Origin of the sequence: Xanthomonas sacchari (genome assembly GCF_024266585.1) — a bacterium.
Lineage (GTDB): Bacteria > Pseudomonadota > Gammaproteobacteria > Xanthomonadales > Xanthomonadaceae > Xanthomonas_A > Xanthomonas_A sacchari_C.
Genome location: NZ_CP100647.1, coordinates 1,623,785 through 1,641,826 on the forward strand (window position 1 = coordinate 1,623,785; position 18,042 = coordinate 1,641,826).

The 18,042-nt window shown below is 70.3% G+C and carries 12 protein-coding genes; 6 read left to right on the top strand and 6 right to left on the bottom strand.

Going from position 1 to position 18,042, the window contains the following annotated elements; translation table 11 throughout:
- Positions 1-65 precede the first annotated feature (65 nt).
- The 5 genes from NKJ47_RS06620 to NKJ47_RS06640 all read right to left on the bottom strand — a co-directional run bounded on the left by NKJ47_RS06620 (position 66) and on the right by NKJ47_RS06640 (position 9,417).
- On the bottom strand, positions 66-2,537 hold the full coding sequence (locus NKJ47_RS06620) for a membrane-bound PQQ-dependent dehydrogenase, glucose/quinate/shikimate family (RefSeq protein WP_429002497.1): 2,472 nt from the start codon (positions 2,535-2,537) through the stop codon (positions 66-68).
- Between the two features lie 300 nt (positions 2,538-2,837).
- On the bottom strand, positions 2,838-4,208 hold the full coding sequence (gene otsA, locus NKJ47_RS06625; protein ID WP_254460704.1) for an alpha,alpha-trehalose-phosphate synthase (UDP-forming): 1,371 nt from the start codon (positions 4,206-4,208) through the stop codon (positions 2,838-2,840).
- Complete coding sequence (locus NKJ47_RS06630; RefSeq protein ID WP_254460705.1) at positions 4,205-5,986, bottom strand: glycoside hydrolase family 15 protein; 1,782 nt, start codon at positions 5,984-5,986, stop codon at positions 4,205-4,207. The genes otsA and NKJ47_RS06630 overlap by 4 nt, the downstream gene beginning before the upstream one ends.
- A gap of 76 nt (positions 5,987-6,062) precedes the next feature.
- Positions 6,063-6,815, bottom strand: a complete 753-nt coding sequence (otsB, locus tag NKJ47_RS06635; RefSeq protein ID WP_254460706.1) for a trehalose-phosphatase — start codon at positions 6,813-6,815, stop codon at positions 6,063-6,065.
- 163 nt (positions 6,816-6,978) lie between these two features.
- Entirely contained in the window at positions 6,979-9,417 is a 2,439-nt protein-coding gene (locus tag NKJ47_RS06640; RefSeq protein ID WP_254460707.1) for a TonB-dependent receptor plug domain-containing protein, read from the bottom strand.
- A gap of 245 nt (positions 9,418-9,662) precedes the next feature.
- Between NKJ47_RS06640 and NKJ47_RS06645 the strand changes: the two genes are divergently transcribed.
- The 4 genes from NKJ47_RS06645 to NKJ47_RS06660 all read left to right on the top strand — a co-directional run bounded on the left by NKJ47_RS06645 (position 9,663) and on the right by NKJ47_RS06660 (position 13,531).
- Positions 9,663-10,142: a DUF3574 domain-containing protein gene (locus NKJ47_RS06645; protein WP_254460708.1), complete on the top strand. Its 480-nt coding sequence runs from the start codon at positions 9,663-9,665 to the stop codon at positions 10,140-10,142.
- 103 nt (positions 10,143-10,245) lie between these two features.
- Positions 10,246-10,665, top strand: a complete 420-nt coding sequence (locus NKJ47_RS06650; RefSeq protein ID WP_254460709.1) for a GNAT family N-acetyltransferase — start codon at positions 10,246-10,248, stop codon at positions 10,663-10,665.
- 113 nt (positions 10,666-10,778) lie between these two features.
- Positions 10,779-12,377 carry a hypothetical protein gene (locus tag NKJ47_RS06655; RefSeq protein WP_254460710.1) on the top strand — a complete coding sequence of 533 codons (1,599 nt, stop codon included), beginning with the start codon at positions 10,779-10,781 and terminating at the stop codon, positions 12,375-12,377.
- A gap of 320 nt (positions 12,378-12,697) precedes the next feature.
- Positions 12,698-13,531: a DUF3014 domain-containing protein gene (locus NKJ47_RS06660; protein WP_254460711.1), complete on the top strand. Its 834-nt coding sequence runs from the start codon at positions 12,698-12,700 to the stop codon at positions 13,529-13,531.
- Positions 13,532-13,823: 292 nt separating this feature from the next.
- Here NKJ47_RS06660 and NKJ47_RS06665 read toward each other — a convergent pair whose 3' ends face one another.
- Positions 13,824-14,528, bottom strand: coding sequence for a glutathione S-transferase (locus NKJ47_RS06665; RefSeq protein ID WP_254460712.1), 705 nt, complete (start codon positions 14,526-14,528; stop codon positions 13,824-13,826).
- 220 nt (positions 14,529-14,748) lie between these two features.
- Here NKJ47_RS06665 and clpB point away from each other — a divergent pair, with 220 nt between their 5' ends.
- Together clpB and NKJ47_RS06675 are read left to right on the top strand one after the other, a co-directional pair.
- Positions 14,749-17,334, top strand: coding sequence for an ATP-dependent chaperone ClpB (gene clpB, locus NKJ47_RS06670; protein WP_254460713.1), 2,586 nt, complete (start codon positions 14,749-14,751; stop codon positions 17,332-17,334).
- Entirely contained in the window at positions 17,334-17,993 is a 660-nt protein-coding gene (locus tag NKJ47_RS06675; RefSeq protein ID WP_254460714.1) for an HAD-IA family hydrolase, read from the top strand. The genes clpB and NKJ47_RS06675 overlap by 1 nt, the downstream gene beginning before the upstream one ends.
- Positions 17,994-18,042: the final 49 nt, after the last annotated feature.

The window sequence follows — 18,042 nt, forward strand, 5'->3', positions numbered from 1 at the left end:
CCGGGCGGCCCATCGCCGTCACCGGCCGCAGGCGGCCGGTGACGGGTGGGCGTGGTGCGGGCGGCTTACTTGGCCGGCGCCGCGGTGTCCGGCAGGGTCCAGGCGATCACGCTGTCGCCGGCCTTGGTGTCCATGCGGTCATGGCCGCCGATGGCGGCGACGATGTACTGCTTGCCGCCGACGGTGTAGCTCAGCGGCGCGGCCTGCGGGCCGGCCGGCACGCGCACTTCCCACAGCAGCTTGCCGGTCTGGGTGTCGTAGCCGCGCAGGAAGTTGTCCAGCGCCGCGCCGATGAAGGTCACGCCGCCGGCGGTGGCCAGCGAGCCGCTGTTGTTCGGCGTGCCCAGCTCGAACTTCATCCTCGACGGAATGCCCATCGGGCCCTGGTCGTAGCCGGTGCCCAGCGGACGCCGCCAGATCACCTGCTGGGTGCGCAGGTCCACGCCGGAGATGTAGCCCCACGGCGGCGCCACGCACGGGGTGTTCAGCGGCGACATCCACGGTTCCTTGCGCGCGCCGTAGGGCAGGCCCTCCTGGGCCATGTAGCCGGGCGTCTTGCTCTTGCCGTTGAACACCGAGACCACGCCCAGCGCCTGCATTTCCTGTCGCGGGTACACGTGTTCGGTGTAGGGCAGGCGATTGCTGTTCATCACCATGATGCCGCGCTGCAGGTCCACCGACACGCCGCCCCAGTTGATGCCGCCGTGGTTGCCGGTGAAGGCCAGCGAGCCGCCCAGGCTGGGCGGGGTGAACATGCCCTCGTAGCGCAGCCGCTTGAACTGGATGCGGCAGACCAACTGGTCGAACGGGGTGATGCCCCAGGCGTCGGATTCGACCAGGGTCTCGTAGTCCTTGCTCGGCGCGCCGACGGTGTTGGGCATGCCCGGGGACACCGGTTGGGTCTTGGCGGTCCAGTCGCCGTGGTCGGTGCCCTGCGGCACCGGCATCTGCCGCACCGGCATGATCGGCGCGCCGGTTTCGCGGTCGAGCACGAACACCTGGCCGGACTTGGTGGCCTGGATCACCGCCGGGCGGGTGCCGCCGCCGGGGACCGGGAAATCCACCAGGTTCGGCTGCGGGCCGATGTCGTAGTCCCACAGGTCGTGGTTGACCGTGCGGAAATGCCAGCGTTCCTTGCCGGTGGCCGCATCCAGCGCGACCAGCGAGGCGGTGTATTCCTCTTCCTGCGGCGTGCGCTGCTTGCCGAAGAAATCGCCGGAGGCGTTGCCGGTGGGCAGGTAGACCAGGCCCAACTGGTCGTCGGCGGCCATCAGCGACCACACGTTCGGGGTCGAGCGGGTGTAGGTCTGCCCGGCCGGCGGGGCCGCATGGATCGCCGGGTTGCCCAGGTCCCAGGCCCAGCGCAGTTGTCCGCTGACCGCGTCGAAGGCGCGCACCACGCCGGACGGCGCGTCGCGCTCCTGGCCGTCGCGAACCTGCCCGGTGGGCTGGATCACCACGCCGCGCATCACCACCGGCGGCGAGGTCGGGCCGACGAAGCCCGGCTTGGTGTTGCCGGTGTCCTTGTTCAGGTCGACATAGCCATGCGTGCCGAAGCTGTCGCAGAGCTTGCCGGTGAGCGCGTCGAGCGCGCCCAGGCGGCCGTCCACCATCGGCCAGAAAATGCGCTTGGCGCATTCGGCGACCGGCGTGGTGGCCTCGAAGTAGGACACGCCGCGGCAGGTGGTGGCGGCGACGCCGGCCATGGCCTTGGGATCGGTGTGCGGATCGAAGCGCCAGCGTTCCTTGCCGGTGGTGGCCTCCACCGCGATCACCTTCTGCGTGGGCGTGCAGATGTAGACCAGGTCGCCGACCTTCAGCGGGGTGTTCTGGAACGCGTAGCCGAGCTTGGAGCCGGCCGGCTTGAGGTCGCCGGTGTGGAATTCCCAGGCGATCTTCAGGTCCTTGACGTTGTCCGGGGTGATCTGCGCGCCGGGGCTGTAGTGGTTGGACAGGTTGGACCCGGCATAGGCGGTCCAGTTGCCGGCATCGTGGTTGGCGGCGACGTTGCCATCGGGGCTGTCCACCGTCGCGCGGCTGAAGGCGGCCTGCGGGCGCTGTGCGGCCAGGCCGGGGTCGGCCAGTTCCACGGTGCGCGGGAACAGCAGCGGCACGAACACCAGCGCCGCGCCGAGCACCGGCAACACGCCGGCGACCAGCAGGTAGCCGATCCCGGAGACCGGCGCCAGGCGCCAGCGCGCGACCTTCCAGAATGGCAACAGCAGCAGGCCGAGCACCGAGACCATGGCCAGGCGCGGGATCAGCGCCCAGCCGTCCAGGCCGACCTCGGCCAGCGCCCAGGCGATGGTCGCGGCCAGGGTGACGCCGAACAGCCACAGGCCGGCGCGGCGGCCCAGCGCGAGCAGCAGGCCGGACGCGGCCAGCGCCACCCCGGCGAGCAGGTAGTACCAGGAGCCGCCGACGGCGACGAGTCGCCCGCCCATGACGGCGAGCGCGACGCCGATCGCGGCGATGAGGAGGGCATAGCCGGCGAACAACCAGCGGCCGGGGGCATTCGGTGGGGAAGAAACGGTCATGAGCAAAACATCCGACGAGGATCCCTGGCGCGTGGCGCGACTGGCGGCGTTACAGGCGGATCGTGGGGGGGGAGGGGCGATGGCGGGGTCGCGAGGACGGCGCGCATCGCAAGACAACGAGCGCGTCTGCGCCGTTTCGAAACGCGCGGAAAGGCACAGCGCGCGCCTATTTTAGGCGGCGCCGGTGGTCGGACGGTGATGGCATGCGGAACACTGCGTCATGCGGCGCCGTGGCGCCGCCGCAGGGCGTTGGCGCGCGGCGCGCGGGCTGCGCGCCGCGTCGGTCGTACAGGGCCGCGCTTACCGAAGGCTTTCCAGCGCCTGCAGATAGCGCTGGCGCCAGGCGTTGATGTCGTGCTTGCGCAGGTGGTCCATCATCGCCTGCCAGCGTTCGATGCGCTTGGCCTTGGGCAGCGACGCGCCGGTGGCGATGGCGTCGGCGACACCGTCCAGGTCGTGCGGATTGACCAGCAGCGCCTCCTTCAGTTCGTCGGCGGCGCCGGCCAGCAGCGACAGCACCAGCACGCCGGGATTCTCCGGATCCTGCGCGGCCACGTATTCCTTGGCCACCAGGTTCATGCCGTCGCGCAGCGGCGTCACCAGGCCGACCTGCGCGGCGCGGTAGAAGCCGGTCAGGGTGGCATGGGTGAAGTTGCGGTTGACGTAGCGCAGCGGGGTCCAGTCCGGCTCGGCGTGGCCGCCGTTGATGTGCCCGGCGATCTGTTCGAGCTGGTTGCGCAACTGCTTGTATTCGGTGACGTCGCCGCGCGAAACCGGCGCGATCTGCAGGTAGGTCAGGCTGCCGCGCTGGTCCGCATGCCGCTCCAGGTAGCGCTCGAAGCCGAGGAAGCGTTCCGGCAGGCCCTTGGAGTAGTCCAGCCGGTCCACGCCGATTGCCAGCTGGCGATCGCGCAGGCTGCTGCGCAGGTCGCGCACCGCCGGCTTGGACATCGCCGCGCGCGCCTGCTGCGCGATCAGTTCGGTGTCGATGCCGATCGGGAACATGGCCGCGCGGAAACGGCGCCCGCCCGGCGCTTCCAGCAGGCCGTCCTTGATCACCTTGCCGCCGCCGAACAGGCGCACGTAGGCCTGGAAGCGGTCGACGTCGCGGCGGGTCTGGAAGCCGATCAGGTCGTAGGCGTAGAAGCCGGAGAACAGCCGCGCGTGGTCCGGCAGCGCCTGGATCAGGTCGGCCGAGGGGAACGGCACGTGCAGGAAGAAGCCGATGCGGCAGCCGATGCCGCGCTCGCGCAGCAGCGAGGCCAGCGGGATCAGGTGATAGTCGTGGATCCACACCGTGTCGTCCTCGCGCAGCAGCGGCGCGAGCTTGTCGGCGAACATGGCGTTGACCCGGCGATAGCCCTCGCGGGTGGCGCGGTCGTAGTCGACCAGGTCCAGGCGGAAGTGCAGCAGCGGCCACAGCGTGCGGTTGGCGAAGCCGTTGTAGTACGCGTCCAGGTCGGCGCGATTGAGGTCCATGGTGACGAAGCGGATGTCGCCCTGGGTCTGTTCGTGCATGGCGCCGCTGTCGCCGCGCACGGTCTTGCCGCTCCAGCCGAACCACACGCCGCCGCGCTCCTTCAGCGCCGCCAGCAAGCCCACCGCCAGGCCGCCGGCGCGGTTCTCGCCGGGCAGCGCCACACGGTTGGAGACCACCACCAATCTGCTCATGACGCCTCCTGCCAACTACGCGACAAGCGCATGGCGGCGATGATCAGGCCGACATGCGAGTAGGTCTGCGGGAAATTGCCCCAGGCTTCGCCGTTGTCGAAGGCCAGGTCCTCCGACAGCAGGCCCAGGTGATTGCGTCGGGCCAGGATGCGCTCGAACAGCTCGCGCGCCTCCTCCTTGCGGCCGATCGCGGCCAAGGCGTCGATGTACCAGAACGTGCAGATGGTGAAGCTGGTTTCCGGTTCGCCGAAATCGTCCGGCGCCACGTAGCGGTACAGCGCATCGCCATGCTTGAGGTCGCGGCCGATCGCCTCGACCGTGGCGACGAAGCGCGGATCGTCCGGGGCGATGAAGCCGATGTCGGCCAGCAACAGCAACGAGGCGTCCAGCCGGTGGCCGTTGAAGGTGTCGGTGAAGTGCCCCAGCTCCGCGCTCCAGGCGTCGGCGAGCACGCGCTCGCGGATCCGGTCGGCACGGTCGCGCCAGTGCGCCACGCGTTCTTCCAGGCCCAGCCGCGCGGCGATCTTGGCCAGGCGGTCGCAGGCGGCCCAGCACATCGCGCTGGTGTAGGTGTGCACCTCGGCGCGGCCGCGGAACTCCCACAGGCCGGCGTCGGGCACGTCGTGCAGCGCGAAGGCGCGCTCGCCCAGCGGCTCCAGGCGCAGGAAGGTGTGGGCGTCGCCGGGGTCCTTCAGGCGCAGGTCGAAGAACAGTTGGGTGGAGGCCAGCACCACGCTGCCGTACACGTCGTGCTGCTTCTGGATCCAGGCCAGGTTGCCGCGCCGCACCGGGCCCATGCCGCGGTAGCCGGCCAGCGACTCGACCTCGTGTTCCTCCAGCGCCGCCTCGAAGCCGATGCCGTACAGCGGCTGCAGGCTGCCGTCGGTGGTGGCGATGTTGAAGATGTAGCCGAGGAACTGCTCCATGGTGCGGGTGGCGCCGAGCCGGTTCAGCGCGCGCACCACGAAGGCGGCGTCGCGCAGCCAGCAGTAGCGGTAGTCCCAGTTGCGCGGGGTGTCCGGCGCTTCCGGGATGGAGGTGGTCATCGCCGCGATGATCGCGCCGCTGTCCTCGTACTGGCACAGCTTCAGGGTGATCGCGCTGCGGATCACCGCGTCCTGCCAGTCCAGCGGCACCGACAGGTAGCGCACCCACTCGCGCCAGTATTCCTCGGTGCGTTCCTGCGCTTCCTGGATGTAGCCGGTCAGCGAGCGGGTCAGCGATTCGTCCACGCCCAGCATCAGGTTGACCGGGTGGTTGAGCACGAACGGCAGCTCGTCGCGGATGAAGCGCACCGGCACGTCGGTGGTCAGGCGCAGGGTGAAGTCCGGCAGCAGCCAGCGCACGTGGTTGCTGCCCCAGGTACGCTCCGGCTGGCGCGCGCCCCAGTCGGCCAGCGGCCGCGCGCGCACGCGGATGCGCGGGTTGCCGGCCAGCGGCCGCACCTGGCGGATGATGCTGACCGGGCGGTAGAAGCGCCCGTGGTTGCGCCAGCGCGGCGCGAAGTCGATGACCTCCACCGCGCCGCCGTGGGCGTCGCGCAGCACCGTGCGCAGGATCGCGGTATTGGCCAGGTAGTGCTGGTCGCTGTCGACGAAGTCTTCCAGCTCGATGCTGAAATCGCCGCCGGGGTGCGCGCGCGGCGACAGCAGCGCGCAGAACGCCGGGTCGCCGTCGAAGGCCGGCAGGCAGCTCCACACCACGCTGGCCCGTTTGTCGATCAGGGCGCCGAAGCTGCCGTTGCCGATGACGCCGAGGTCGAGATTGGGGGAACTCATGGAGCGGGCGGGTCCTTGTGCGGGAGCAGTGGGGGCGGCGGTCATGGGGCGGGCGCGGAGGGGCGCGGCGGTGTCCTCATCCGGCGTTATCGCGCAGCCAGGCGTGTACGCCGCGTGGATCGGGCAGCGCATAGGTGGCGGCGCTGTCGGCGCGGGTGCCGACCAGCACGCTCCAGCCACCGGCCTGGTTGGCCGCGGCGAAGCCGAATTCGTCGGTGAGATCGTCGCCGACGAACACCGGGCGGCGGCCGCGGAACGGCGGCTGCTGCAGCAGCGTGGTCAGCGCCACGCCCTTGTCGCTGCCTTCGGGTACGAACTCGACCACGTGGTCGCCGGGCTGCAGGCGGTAGCCGGGCAGGTCGGCGATCTGGGCGCGGGCGAACGCCAGTACCGCCTCGCCCGCGCCCGGCGCCGCGCGCCAGTGCAGGGCCAGGCTGGCGCCCTTGTCCTCGACCAGGACGCCCGGATGCGCCTGGTGCAGGTGCGCGGCGCGCGCATGCAGCGCATGCAGCCACGCCGAGGTGTCGGCGGGCATCGCGGCTTGCGCGTCGGCGTCGCTGCGCAGTTCGTGGCCGTGCAGGCCGGCGGCGGGCAGCCGCAGCGGCGCGAACAAGCGATCCAGCTGCGCCAGCGGACGTCCGCTGACCAGCGCCACCGCACCACCGAGGCGCTGGTGCAGGCGGCCGACCGCCTCACGCACCTCGGGCAGCAACTGCACCTGGTCGGGACGTTCGGCAAAGGCGATGAGGGTGCCGTCCACGTCCAGGAACAATGCGCAGGCATCGTCCAGGCGCGGCGGCGGCGGTCGGAGGGGGAGCGCGTCTGCCATCTGTCCATGATGAACGAGACAGCGTTAGCGCCAGGTGGATTGGTCGGGGGCCGGGAAACGGGAATGGGGAATGGGGAATGGGAGGAGCAAAAGCGGGGCCTACGCGCGCGGCTGTTGCTTTTACCCATTCCCGATTCCCGACTCCCCAATCCCGGCACCTTCGTCAGAAGGTGTACCTCACCCGCCCATAGTAGTAAGCGCCATTGCTGCCGATCGGCGACAGCACGTCGTAGGGCAGGTTGCCGAAGTAGGCGATGTCCGGCTTGGAGCGGTCGGCGTAGGCGTCGGTGAGGTTCTGCCCGCCCACGGCCACGCTCCACTGCGGGGTGAGGTGGTATTCGACCTCGGCGTCGAGTTGCCACTTGGCGCTGTACGTCTGCTGCGGGGCGAAGCCGTCGCCGAAGTCGAACACGCGGGTGGCGCTGCCGTAGCGGGTCACCCGGGTCTGCAGCGACCAGCGCGCGTCGCTCCAGTTCGCCGCCAGCTGCGCGCGGGTGCGCGGTGCCGCGTCGGTCAGGGTGTTGCGCTCCTCCGCGCCGAACAGCACGTAGTCCGGATTCAGCGCCAGCAACTGCGCCGGCGTGGCCACCACGTTCTCCAGTTCGGTCTTGGCGTAGCTCCAGGTGCCGGTCAACTGCAGCTGGCCGTCGCCCAGCGCCTGCCGCCAGTTGCTGACCAGTTCGGCGCCGCGGGTGCGGGTGTCGGCGGCGTTGACGAAGAAGCTGGCGCTCTGCAGGCCAGTGATGCCGAAGCGTTGCGCGACGAAGTCGGTCAGGGCGTCGCCGTCGATGCTTTCCGACAGCGCGATGCGCTTGTCGATGTCGATCTGGAACAGGTCCAGCGACAGGTCGAAGTGGCTGCCGACGCGGCTGGTGAAGCCCAGGCTGTAGTTGCGCGACTTCTCCGGCTGCAGCGAACGGGCGCCCAGCGCCTGCGCGATCGGGTTGTCGACCGAGAGCAGGCGGCCCTGCAGCAGCTGGCCATTGGCGTTGTAGCCGGTGGAGCTGGCTTCGTAGCCGATCTGGCTCAACGACGGCGCGCGGAAGTTGTTGGAGATGGCGCCGCGCAGGGCGAACGCCGGGACGAACTCGTAGCGCGCGGCCAGCTTGCCGGTCAGTTCGCCGCCGAAGTCCTGGTAGTGCTCGTAGCGCGCGGCCAGGTCGGTGGAGAACTTGTCGCCGAACTGGCTGGACAGGCTGGCGTAGAGGCTGGCGACGTTGCGCGACAGGTCGGCCGCATCCTGCGGGGTCAGGCCGCCGCCGGCCTGGGCGCCGGTGGGGCGGTCGGTGTAGGGACCGGCGGCGTAGCTGGCCGGGTCGCCCGGACGAGTGCGGTAGTGCTCGCGGCGCAGCTCCACGCCGGTGCCCAGGGTGTGGGTGGCGCCGGCGGCGTCGAAGCCGCGGCTCAGGTCGAGGTTGGCCACGCCCTGTTCGAAGGCGTAGTCGCCGGTCTTGAAGCGGGTCGGGCTGCCCGGGCCCAACGAGGCGTTGAGCGAGTGCTTGAGCCGGTAGGTGAAGTCGTTGCGGCCGTAGTCGAGGCTGGCGTCGTAGGCCCATTCGCCCCACTGCCCGCGCGCGCCGAGCACCGCCTGCAGGTCGCGGTTCTCGCCCAGCGACACCGGGCGGTAGCCCTGCGGATACACCTGGGTCCAGTTGGCGCTGCCGTCGGGGTAGCGGAAGTAGTTGTCGCCCTGCGTGTCGCGCTGGTTGTAGGTGCCGAAGGCATAGACCTCGCTGCCCTGGCCGAACGGCAGCTTGCCGTTGAGCCAGGCGTTGAGGTCCTTGCTGGCGCCGTCGCCGAGCGCGTAGTTGCGCTTGCCGGCCAGGGCCAGGTTGGCCGGGGTCTGTTCCTCGAACGAGGGGATCTGGTCGAAGCCGGCGCGGTTGGTGGCCTCGTGGTTCTTCAGTTCCAGGCCGACCTTGAAGAAGCCGCCGTCCTCGCCCAGGCGCGTGCCGACCTTGCCGCTGGCATAGCCGGTCTGGCCGTCGGTGAGGGTGCGGTGGATCGGCTTGACGTCGGTGTGGTTGGCGCCGTAGCTGGCTTCCAGCGCGCCGCTGTCCGGATCGTCGTCGAGGATCACGTTGATCACCCCGGCCACCGCGTCGGAGCCGTACTGCGCGCCGGCACCGTCGCGCAGCACCTCGATGCGCTTGATGGCGCTGATCGGAATGGCGTTGAAGTCCACCGGGGTGGTGCCCTTGCCGATCTTGCTGTCGGTGTTGACCAGCGCCGAGGTGTGGCGGCGCTTGCCGTTGACCAGCACCAGCACCTGGTCCGGCGAGAGTCCGCGCAACTGCGCGGCGCGCACGTGGTCGGCACCGCCGGAGTTGGACTGGCGCGGGAAGTTGAACGAGGGCAGCAGCGCCTGCAGCGCGCTGCCGAGTTCGCCGTTGACCACGCCGGCCTTGCGGATGTCCTCGGCGCTGAGCACGTCCACCGGCGCGGTGGATTCGAGCACGGTGCGGCCGCTGGCGCGGGTGCCGGTGACGATCACCGTGTCCAGATTGGTCGCGGCGGCCGGGGCGGCGTCCTGGGCGAAGGCGGGGGCCGCCAGGACCAGGGCGATGGCCAGGCTCAACGGCCTGACGAACGGGGACGACATGGGGGGTTCTCTCCTGAAACGAAGACCATCAAGACCGGCCGCGCCGGCCATGGCCGCGACTGAGGTCGGTAAAGGTTGCTGCATCCATCCGGATGAAGCGATATATTAGCCTGACGTTAAGGCGATGTGCGAGCCGCGTGTTCGGTGCTGTGGGGCATGAACTCATGTCCGGCGGTTATCCGGTGCCGGTCCGCGCCTGACCTACGATCGCGTGTTCCCTTCCCCTTCCGACCGAGACCCTGCCGATGCTGCTGCGTGCCCCGTTGATCGCCGTCCTCCTGGCCCTGAGCGCCTGCGCCAGCGTCGCGCCGTCCGCGTCGTCCGCGCCGAGCAAGGTCAGCGCCACGCTGCAGGGCGATGCCGCGCGTCCGGCGCAGGCCAGCGGCTGGGTGCGCAGCGAGCTGTATTTCGGTGTGGGCGAGGAGAGCGGCCCGGCCGACCGCCCGCAGGCCGAGCCGATCAGCGAGGCGCGCTGGCGCGCGTTCCTGGACAAGGAGGTCACGCCGCGCTTTCCCGATGGCCTGACCGTGTTCGATGCCTATGGGCAGTGGCTGTTCCGCGGCGCCAAGGAGCCGAACCGGCTCAACACCAAGGTGCTGGTGATCCTGCACGAGGACACCCCGCAGCGCCGCGCCGACATCGAAGCGATCCGCCTGGCGTGGAAGCAGGCCACCGGCCACCAGTCGGTGCTGTGGGCGCGGCAGGCGGTGGACGTGTCGTTTTGACGGCGGGGATTCGAGAATGGGGATTCGGGATTCGCATGCGCGGGAGGCTGCGGTGAGTGCCGCGCCGTTGGTGATCCGACCGGGGGAGCTGGACGACCCCGCGGTGTGTGGATTGTTGGAGTACCACCTGCAGCAGATGCATGCGCAGTCGCCGCCGGGGAGCGTGTACGCGCTGGACCTGTCCGGCCTGCGGCATCCGCGGATCCAGTTGTGGAGCGCGTGGCGCGACGAGGCGCTGGTCGCGGTCGGCGCGTTGCGGACGCTGGACGATGGCGGCGGCGAACTGAAGTCGATGCGCACGCATCCGGCGTTCCTGCGCCAGGGCGCGGCCGCGGCGCTGCTCGAACACCTGATCGCGGTCGCCCGCGCCGAGGGCCTGCAGCGGCTGAGCCTGGAGACCGGCAGCGGCGCGGCGTTCGAGGCGGCGCTGGCGCTGTACCGCCGTCGCGGCTTCCACAACGGACCGGCGTTCGGCGACTACGTGCCGAGCGCGTTCAACCAGTTTCTGCACCTGCCGCTGTAGCCGCCGCGGCGCGCCATGCGCCGCGGCCGGAAAACGGCATCTTGCGCATGCGCCGGTCCGCCGGCGCCACTTGCGCTTACCATCCCTCGACCCCCCACGCCGCCACTGCCCGCATGTCCAGTCCCGCTCCCGTTTCGCCGCGCCCGCGCTGGTTCGTCGCCGGCGACCTCAACGGCTTCTTCGGCCTGGTGGTCGATAACCTGTCGATCCTCGGCTTCATCACCCTGGCCCTGGTCGGCCTCTTCCAGTTCCCCGCCGAGGTGATCTACACCCGGATGATTCCGGGCACCGCGTTCGGCGTGCTGGTCGGCAACCTGCTGTACACCTGGATGGCGCGGCGGCTGGCCGCGCGCAGCGGGCGCAGCGACGTCACCGCGATGCCGCTGGGCCTGGACGCGCCGACCAGCATCGGCATGGCCCTGCTGGTGCTCGGCCCGGCGTTCGTGCGCTACAAGCAGCAGGGCCTGGATCCGCAGGCCGCGGCGCTGGCCACCTGGCACCTGGGCATGGCCGCGCTGGTGGTGATGGGCGCGCTGAAGACCGTGCTGTCGTTCTTCGGCGACGCGGTCACCCGCGCCTTGCCGCGCGCCGCGCTGCTCGGCTCCATCGCCGGCATCGCGATCGTGCTGATGGGCTTCCTGCCGCTGCTGGAGACGCTGCGCACGCCGCTGGTCGGGCTGGTGGTGCTGGGCCTGCTGCTGTACGTGCTGATCGCCAAGGGCCGGCTGCCGTGGCGCCTGCCCGGGGTGCCGCTGGCGCTGGCGTTGGGCACCGGCCTGTACTACTGGGCCAATGCGGCCGGCTTCGGCATTCCCGGCCACCAGACGCCGCAGTGGATCGCGCCGCAGCTGGTGCTGCCGTGGCCGAGCCTGGGTTTCGTCGCCGGCCTGGCCGACACCGTGCCGCTGCTGCCGCTGCTGTTGCCGTTCGGCCTGCTGATGGTGGTCGGCGGCATCAACGTCAGCGAAAGCGCGCGCGCCGCCGGCGACGACTACCGCACCCGCGACATCCTGCTGGTCGAGGCCGGCGCGACCCTGATCGCCGGCGTCTGCGGCGGCGTCGCCCAGACCACGCCGTACATCGGCCAGCCGGCCTACAAGCACATGGGCGCGCGCAGCGGCTACACCTTGCTCACCGGCCTGTTCATCGGCCTGGGCGGCATGCTCGGCCTGGTCGCCGGCCTGGTGCAGTGGCTGCCGATGGCGGTGCTGGCGCCGATCATCGTCTACGTCGCCATCGACATCACCACCCAGGCGTTCCAGGCCACGCCCAAGCGCCACGCCGGGGCGATGGTGCTGGGCTTCCTGCCGTCGGTGGCCTACCTGCTGGCGATCAAGGCGCCGGGCTGGATCGCCCCGGACCAGCTGGCCAAACTCACCACCACCCTCGACGGCCACGGCCTGCCGGAGCTGGCGGTGATCCTGACCCTGGGCAACGGCTTCATCATCACCGCGATGCTGTGGATCGCCACGGTGGCGGCGATGGTCGACGGCCGCCTGCGCCGCGCCGCCGTGTTCCTGCTGGTGGCGGCCGGGCTGACCCTGTTCGGGCTGATCCACTCGGTCGATCCGCGCGGCGGCCTCTACCTGCCGTGGACGCTGAGCGGCGTGCCCAAGCTGATCGCCTGGCAGTTCGTCGGCGGCTACCTGGTGCTGGCCGCGCTGCTCGGCCTGCTGTCGCTGCAGAAGCCGCGGGCGGTGCTGGTGGAGTGAGCGCGCTGCGGCGCGCTTGCCGCCCTGCGTGCGCTGGCAGTGCGGCCACAGCTCGATCGCACGGCGGCCGTGGTCGCCGCGCTGCTGGCGCGCACCGCCACCGTCCGCTGGACATCGCCTCGACGCGGCGCTGCTCGCGGCGCGACGTTTAGGCCCGCGGCCCGCGACACCCTGGCGCACCGAGGCGCGCTGGCGTTGCCGGTGCCCTGGGTGATGTGCGCCGGTGATGTGCGCCGAGACTGAACGCCGGCCATCCCGCGCTGGAACCGGCGGGTGCCTTGGCGGTCACACCTCCATTGTCCGATGGAGATGTGCATCCCATGCAGCCGCGTCACTCGTTCTGGCCGTGGATCCTGGTCGCCGTGCTGGTGGCCGCCGCCGCGGCCTGGTTGTTCCGCGACAACATCGCCGCGCTGTGGCCCGCTGCGGCACCGGCGCCTGCCGCGGTCGTACCTGCGCCTGCCGCGACCCCGCCTGCGGCGGCTGACGCGCCCGCCGCGGCCGCGGCGCCACCGCCGATCCAGCACCCGATTAATCCCGCGGAAGCCGCCGATGCGGCGATTCCGGCGCTGGCCGCCAGTGACGATGCGGCCTGGGCGGCGCTGAGCGCGCTGGCCGGCGGCGATGCGCCGCTGGCGCTGCTGGTGCGCGACCACCTGATCCAGCGTCTGGTGACCATGGTCGACAACCTGACCCAGCACCGCGTCACCTCGCGTGCGCTGGCGCTCAAGCAGGTGCCGGGCGAGTTGCAGGTGAGCACCGATGCCAGCGGCGCCAGCGTCATCGCCGACGCCAACGCACAGCGCTATGCGCCCTACGTGGAGGCGTTCACCCGCGCCGATCCGGGCACCGCGGTGGCGGCCTATCGGCGCTTCTATCCGCTGTTCCAGCAGGCCTACGTGGAACTGGGCTATCCGCAGGGCTACTTCAACGACCGCTTGGTGCAGGTGATCGACCACCTGTTGCAGACCCCGACGCCGACCGCGCCGCTGGCGGTGGAGGTCGATCCGGTGCGCGGCAAGTACCGTTTCGTCGACCCGGCGCTGGAATCGCTGTCGATCGGACAGAAGGCGCTGCTGCGCATGGGCCCGACCCAGGCCGCGGCGGTGAAGGCGCAGTTGCGCGCCGTGCGCGAGGCGCTGACGCGGACCTGAGCGATGCGGCAGGCCGTCAGCGCGCGCCGCACGGTGCGGCCGCGTCTGCCGGGTCTGCCAGCGTTTTCGTAGGAGCGGCTTCAGCCGCGACAGGCATCACCGGGAACGCCTGTCGCGGCTGAAGCCGCTCTTACGTGAAAGCGTGCGCATCCACGCCCGATGCGCCCTTGTGGGAGGGACTTCAGTCCCGACGCGCTACACCATCCCTGTTTTTGCCAAGTGGGCTATCGCCACTGCCGTGCGGCTGTCTTCCAACGGACGTGGCAGGCCGACGCCGGACGTCCAGCCCCGCTCAGCCATCCAGCTCGGGGTAATGCCGGAAGATACCGTTCTCGTTGAACGGCAGGCGCCGCGGCGAGGCCAGGTAGGCGGCGATGGCCGGGCGCTCGCACACGCGCTGCTGCAGGGCGCGCAGCCGCGGCAGTTTCGGCGACAGTTTTTTCATCGCCTGCGGGAAGGCGTAGTCCAGCCCGCTCATCAGCTGGAACAGCGACAGGTCCACATAGGAATGCTCGCGCAGCGCGTGGCGCCCGCCGCCCTGGTCCAACACCTGTTCGAAATAGCCCAGGAACTTCGGCAGCCTGTGCTTGCGCAGGTCCTCGGCGCGCCGCTGCGCTTCGGCCTTCTGGTCTTCGTAGTACAGCCCGCTGGCGATCGGGTGGTGGCTGTCATGCACCTCGGCGACCATGTCGGCGATGGTCAGTTGCAGTTGCAGCGCCTGCAGCCGCCGCGCCTCGCTGTCCGGCACCAGGCCCAGCGGCGGGCCGAGGTAATGCAGGATGTTGGCGACCTGGGCGATCACCAGCCGGCCGGCCTTGAGGAATGGCGGTGCGAATGGCCGCGCGCCGGCATGGGCGCCATCGAGGAAGGGCTGCATCGCCGCGTCGCCCTGCTCGCGGGCGACGTCGCGATAGCCGGCGCCGGCGTCCTCCAGCGCCAGCCGCACGAACTCGCCGCGGCCCTGGATGCCGGTCCAGTAGTACAGCTCATAGTGCATGGCGGCTCCTGCGCGTTGGGAACTATCCGCCGAGAGTAGCCGGGGTTCCGGTAGCGGTGTGTGACCGTCGGCGGTCAGCTTGCGGCGTGCGACACGCCGCGTCGCGGCGGCCTTGCGAACCGTATACGGATGTGCTCGGCGGCCTTGAAACAGGGGCGGCCAGCCGCATTTCGTTGGGATGCCGGCGCAGCCGGCCCTTAATCCCTTAGAGGACTTCCCGATGCGGATGGACAAGCTCACCTCGCGGTTCCAGCAGGCGCTGGCCGACGCGCAGTCGTTGGCCGTGGGCCGCGACCACACCATCATCGAGCCGGTGCACGTGTTCGTCGCGCTGCTCGACCAGGCCGGCGGCAGCACCCGGCCGTTGCTGGCGCAGGCCGGCATCAATGTGCCGGTGCTGCGCGAGCGCCTGGGCGAGGCGCTGGAGAAGCTGCCCAAGGTCAGCGGCCAGCCCGGCAACCTTTCGATGGGCAACGACCTCAGCCGCCTGCTCAACCAGACCGACAAGCTGGCGCAGCAGCACAACGACCAGTTCATCGCCAGCGAGTGGTTCGTGCTGGCCGCCGTCGACGACGCCGGCCCGTTGGGCCTGGCGCTGCGCGCCGCCGGCGCCGACAAGAAGAAGCTCGAGGCCGCCATCGACAAGTTGCGCGGCGGCGAGACCGTGCAGTCGGAGAACGCCGAGGAGCAGCGCCAGGCGCTGGAGAAGTACACCATCGACCTCACCGCACGCGCCGAGAGCGGCAAGCTCGATCCGGTGATCGGCCGCGACGAGGAGATCCGCCGCACCGTGCAGGTGCTGCAGCGGCGTACCAAGAACAACCCGGTGCTGATCGGCGAGCCCGGCGTCGGCAAGACCGCCATCGTCGAAGGCCTGGCCCAGCGCATCGTCAACGGCGAGGTGCCGGAAGGCCTGCGCGGCAAGCGCGTGCTGTCGTTGGACATGGGCGCGCTGATCGCCGGCGCCAAGTTCCGCGGCGAGTTCGAGGAGCGGCTCAAGGGCGTACTCAACGACCTGGCCAAGAACGAAGGCCAGATCATCCTGTTCATCGACGAACTGCACACCATGGTCGGCGCCGGCAAGGCCGACGGCGCCATGGACGCGGGCAACATGCTCAAGCCGGCGCTGGCGCGCGGCGAACTGCACTGCATCGGCGCCACCACCCTGGACGAGTACCGCAAGTACATCGAGAAGGACGCCGCGCTGGAGCGGCGCTTCCAGAAGGTGTTCGTGGGCGAGCCGTCGGTGGAGGACACCATCGCCATCCTGCGCGGGCTCAAGGAGCGCTATGCGGTGCACCACGGCGTGGAGATCACCGACCCGGCGATCGTCGCCGCGGCCACGCTGTCCCACCGCTACATCACCGACCGCCAGCTGCCGGACAAGGCCATCGACCTGATGGACGAGGCCGCCAGCCGCATCCGCATGGAGATCGACTCCAAGCCGGAGGAACTGGACCGCCTGGAGCGGCGCCTGATCCAGCTCAAGATCCAGCGCGAGATGCTGAAGAAGGAGAAGGACGAGGCCTCGCGGCAGCGCCTGGCCGACCTGGAAAGCGACATCGACAAGCTCGAGCGCGAGTTCTCCGACCTGGAGGAGGTGTGGAAGTCGGAGAAGGCGGCGCTGCAGGGCGCGACCAAGATCAAGGAGCAGATCGAGCAGGCACGGGTCGAGCTGGAGGCGGCGCAGCGGCGCCAGGACTACGCCAAGATGAGCGAGATCCAGTATGGCGTGTTGCCGAATCTGGAGAAGCAGCTTGCCGCGGCCAACGAAGCCGAACAGCACGACTTCAAGCTGGTGCAGGACCGCGTGACCGCCGAGGAGATCGCCGAGGTGGTGTCGCGCTGGACCGGCATCCCGGTCAGCAAGATGCTCGAGGGCGAGCGCGACAAGCTGCTGCGCATGGAAGAAGAACTGCACCAGCGCGTGGTCGGCCAGGAAGAGGCGATCAAGGTGGTGTCCGACGCGGTGCGCCGCTCGCGCGCCGGCCTGTCCGATCCGAACCGGCCCAGCGGCTCGTTCCTGTTCCTGGGCCCCACCGGCGTCGGCAAGACCGAGCTGTGCAAGGCGCTGGCCGAGTTCCTGTTCGACAGCAGCGACGCGATGATCCGCATCGACATGAGCGAGTTCATGGAGAAGCATTCGGTCTCGCGGCTGATCGGCGCGCCGCCGGGCTACGTCGGCTACGAGGAAGGCGGCTACCTCACCGAGGCGGTGCGGCGCCGGCCGTACTCGCTGATCCTGCTCGACGAGGTCGAGAAGGCGCACAGCGACGTGTTCAACATCCTGCTGCAGGTGCTCGACGACGGCCGCCTCACCGACGGCCAGGGGCGCACCGTGGACTTCCGCAACACCGTCATCGTGATGACCTCCAATCTGGGCTCGCACCAGATCCAGGAGCTGAGCGGCGACGGCAGCGCCGAGGCCTACACGCAGATGAAGGCGGCGGTGATGGGCGTGGTGCAGGCGCATTTCCGCCCGGAGTTCATCAACCGCCTGGACGACATCGTGGTGTTCCATCCGCTGGACAAGGCGCAGATCAAGGCGATCGCGCGCATCCAGCTGCACGGCCTGGAGAAGCGCCTGGCCGAGCGCGGGCTGAAGATCGAGCTGAGCGACCGCGCGCTGGAGCTGCTGGGCAACGTCGGCTTCGACCCGGTGTACGGTGCGCGTCCGCTCAAGCGCGCGATCCAGGCGCAACTGGAGAACCCGCTGGCGCAGCAGATCCTGTCCGGCCACTTCCTCAGCGGCGACACCATCAAGGTCGATGCCGAAGGCGGCCGCCTGGTGTTCGAAAAGGCCTGATGCGTCGCACCGCGCAGGCGCCGCAGGCGCGTCCCGCGGCGTCTGCGGCACGCGCCCTGCTGGTGGACATGGATGGCGTGCTGCGGCTGTGGCCCGAGGACGACGCGGCGCTGGAGCGCGCACACGGCGTGCCGCCGGGCAGCCTGCGCGCGCTGGCGTTCGCGCCGGCGCTGCTGGAACCGGCGATCCGCGGGGCGAGCAGCGACGCGCAGTGGCTGGCCGAGGTGGCCGCGCGTATCGCCGCGCTGGCGCCCGAGGCGGACGCCACTGCGCTGGTCGCCGCATGGTCCGCGCCGACGGCGGCGCGCCTCAACCAGCCCGTGCTGGCGCTGCTGCGGGACGTGCGCCAGCGCCTGCCCGTGGTGTTGCTGAGCAACGCCACGTCGCGTCTGTCGCGCGATCTGCAGGCGCTCGGTATCGCCGACGCGTTCGATGCAGTGGTGAATTCGAGCGAGGTCGGCGCGATCAAGCCGGAACCGGCGATCTTCCTGCACGCGTTGGCACAGCTCGGGATGGCCGCGGACGAGGTACTGTTCGTCGATGACAGTGCCGCCCATGTCGAGGCCGCGCGCGTCTTGGGGCTGCGCGCCGAGCGCTACGTGGACGCCGAGGCATTGCGCGACTGGTTGCTCGCTCAGGGTGCGCTCGGCGAGGGCTGAGGCCCGCATGCGGCCGCCGCATCGGCCGCGGCGCTGACAACCCCAGGGC